Source organism: Halobacillus sp. BBL2006, from assembly GCF_000786645.1.
In the GTDB taxonomy this organism is placed as follows: domain Bacteria; phylum Bacillota; class Bacilli; order Bacillales; family Halobacillaceae; genus Halobacillus.
The window spans coordinates 1-2,849 of sequence record NZ_JRNX01000088.1; the positions used below are offsets into that span (position 1 = coordinate 1).

General features: G+C 34.7%; 5 protein-coding genes. 4 read left to right on the top strand and 1 reads right to left on the bottom strand.

Annotated elements, in window-relative coordinates; translation table 11 throughout:
• Window positions 1-207: 207 nt before the first annotated feature.
• From LD39_RS03370 to LD39_RS03385, 4 genes are all read left to right on the top strand, one after another.
• Window positions 208-438, top strand: a complete 231-nt coding sequence (locus LD39_RS03370; RefSeq protein ID WP_035542907.1) for a PF20097 family protein — start codon at window positions 208-210, stop codon at window positions 436-438.
• 261 nt (window positions 439-699) lie between these two features.
• Entirely contained in the window at window positions 700-1,170 is a 471-nt protein-coding gene (locus LD39_RS03375) for a nucleoside deaminase (RefSeq protein WP_035542909.1), read from the top strand.
• A 317-nt stretch (window positions 1,171-1,487) separates the two neighbouring features.
• Complete coding sequence (locus tag LD39_RS03380; RefSeq protein ID WP_052158709.1) at window positions 1,488-1,793, top strand: hypothetical protein; 306 nt, start codon at window positions 1,488-1,490, stop codon at window positions 1,791-1,793.
• Window positions 1,794-1,967: 174 nt separating this feature from the next.
• Window positions 1,968-2,369 carry a hypothetical protein gene (locus LD39_RS03385; RefSeq protein WP_035542911.1) on the top strand — a complete coding sequence of 134 codons (402 nt, stop codon included), beginning with the start codon at window positions 1,968-1,970 and terminating at the stop codon, window positions 2,367-2,369.
• A 204-nt stretch (window positions 2,370-2,573) separates the two neighbouring features.
• Here LD39_RS03385 and LD39_RS22940 read toward each other — a convergent pair.
• Window positions 2,574-2,849 (bottom strand): inner-membrane translocator (locus tag LD39_RS22940; protein WP_369793214.1); only part of this gene is annotated, 276 nt, incomplete at its 5' end.

Genomic DNA, 2,849 nt, shown 5'->3' on the forward strand with positions numbered 1-2,849 from the left:
AGCTTTTTCTTAATGATTTTAATTGGGTTTGCAGGGAATTTTCTTTTCAACTAACGAAGGCGATTGCTTAATAGAGTACTCGTACTCGCCCTCGCCCTCGCCCTTATTACCTAATCATAGGCCAAAATAAGAGTTAATTTATAGTGACGGTGCAAACTTACTAGTTATTTCAATAAGAACGCAAAGATGAAGGTGGTGTAACTAACAATGGACGATGTTGTAAGGTGTCCTGAATGTGGTAACGAGTTGAAGCAAGGATATATTTTCTCTCCTCGAAGAATTTGCTGGTCAGACTCGCCTGATTCCATCTTTGCGGATTTTGGAAGTGAAACATTAATAGGTGATGCATGGTTAAAAGTCAAAAAAGTTCCAGCGTTAAGGTGTGAAGAGTGTAGTGTAGTTATTTTCAAACATAAGGAAAACAAAGATATAAAATAGCAGTAATTTTGAATTTAACTTATTAAACAAACGGGGGCTTTCTGTAGCTAGGAAAGTCCTTTATTTTATGTAAGAGGCCAGATTGTAGAATAACTGGCTTGTAATAATTATGGAAATTTGAAATTTGAATCAATAAATATTAGGTTAATCGGAACTTAAAAAAATAAATATTCAGGTCTACTTTGTCTCTGGTGTGATATTTTTATTTGCATATCCATATTTATAATCATACTTGTATGATATGAACCGAGGAGTGGTTGTATGAAAGGTTTCTCTTTTATGGAAAAAGCAATTGAAGTGGCTTTAGAAAATGTCATGTCCAACCAAGGTGGACCATTTGGGGCTATTGTTGTTAAAGACGGCAAAATAATCGGTACCGGCCGAAATGAAGTAACAGCATCAAATGATCCAACTGCACACGCTGAGGTGCAGGCCATAAGGGCAGCTTGCCAATATTTAAACGACTTCCAGCTTACCGATTGTGAGATCTATACGAGCTGTGAACCTTGTCCGATGTGTATCGGAGCAATCTATTGGGCGAGACCAAAAGCTGTTTATTATGCATGTACGAAGGAAGATGCTGCGAAAATAGGTTTTGACGATCAGTTTATTTATGAACAACTTTCCCTTCCAATTGACCAGCGTACTATTATTATGAAACAAATTTCTCCAGATCAATATGAATTACCCTTTAAAACATGGGGAAAATCAAAAGATAAAACACATTACTAATCTAAATTATCGGATGGATGAGAAATCAATTAACTAAATGAGACTCTTGCAAAAAATTGAACTGATAGGTGCTAGAGTTTAAGGTTGAGCATATTGGTAATTTATCCCATAAAGGAACCAGTTTATAAGTATTAGAATGTGTTAGTTATTCCAGTAAAGGGGGCGATTGTTCTATATGTACATCGCTCTTCTTTATTAAATTAATTGATTGAATCTGGGTATTTTACTTATACTAATTTGAATATTAAATGAGATAAAATGGTAAATGACGTAACTAGATGCTGTTTTAATCGTCTATATAAAAGAGGAGTGATTGGATGAAGAAAATTGCTTTCATCTTTGTAACCATATCTTTGTTTTCTGTTTTGGTTGGTTGTCAAAATACATCCAAAGATAAAGAAAAGTCTGAGAAGAAAACAGTAGCAAATAATAATCAGACTGAACAACAGAAAATCATTATTCTAGACTCCGTTGATGCCCCTTTACCGCCAGAGGCTAAAAATGTTCAATCAATGCCTGGTAAAAGTGAACCGCAACAACTTCCAAATGCTGATTTGAGTAAACCGATCGTAATTACCAAAATGCCTGCTATTGATAATAAAACTCCGGATGTGAACGAGTAAGTAACTTTAACAAACTTAGGTTATTATCAACAAAATGCGATAACAATATCTTGATTTCAAGACTTACACAATTGGGGGCAATTCTGAGATTTGGAACATTTAGGTTTGTTAAATGAAAAATTGTAAAATTTTAATTGGAGTGGGCATACCTTAGCAACAGAGGGGGTGTCCATATTGAGAAAAATTTGGATAGGAGTTCTTTTATTTAGTATCGTAGTCTGCGCTTTTTTTGTACATTACACTATTAATAAAGATGAGGATAGTCAAGCTCAAAATAGTCTTGAAAGTGGTTTCCCTATGAAAGATTCAGAAGAAGTGAAAGATATCATCAGCTACATACAGGACGAATTTTCAAATTATGACCAACTAAGAAATGTTTATTTTGATCAAGACCAAAAAGCTATTGCCATTGATACCAGCTTTACTAAAGATGATTTACAAGAAGCGTTGGAATTTGATGAAAAAATTGTAAATCAACTTCAAGTCTACAACAAAACAGGTAATAGAATTTCATATATGGTTATCACAAACTTTAGTGATGGATCACAATATTCAAGTTCTACTTATGTTAATTAATTGTTCATTTTTAGTTATTCTTCGTTTATTATCTTGATTTCCAGTCTTCAGCTATCGGGGGCGTTAGTTTAATAAGCCAAAATATCCAAAAATGACTTCCACAAAAACTTGAAATCATTTTTTTATGGGTAATATCAACACTACACTTAAACATTGCCAAAGAACCGACGATCTCATTAAGAGACGGTCGGTTTTGGGGTTTTCTTATGCTTGAGTATTCTTTTTAGTCAATCGTTTTCCGATGGTTACGGCAAGCCCTGCGAGGAAAAGAAGTAATCCATTGCCTACGATAACAAGACCTACGAATGCTCCATACATCGCTCCTCCTGCGCCACTCGACGGTACCAGAATGGCACCTGTTAAAAAACCAAGTAAAACACCCGCAATTGCCAGTAGAAGACCGGAACCCCATAAATGTAAACGTCCATTTCTATACCACTTAATGGTGTAAACGTTTACCAGGATTAAAAAAATAAAAAG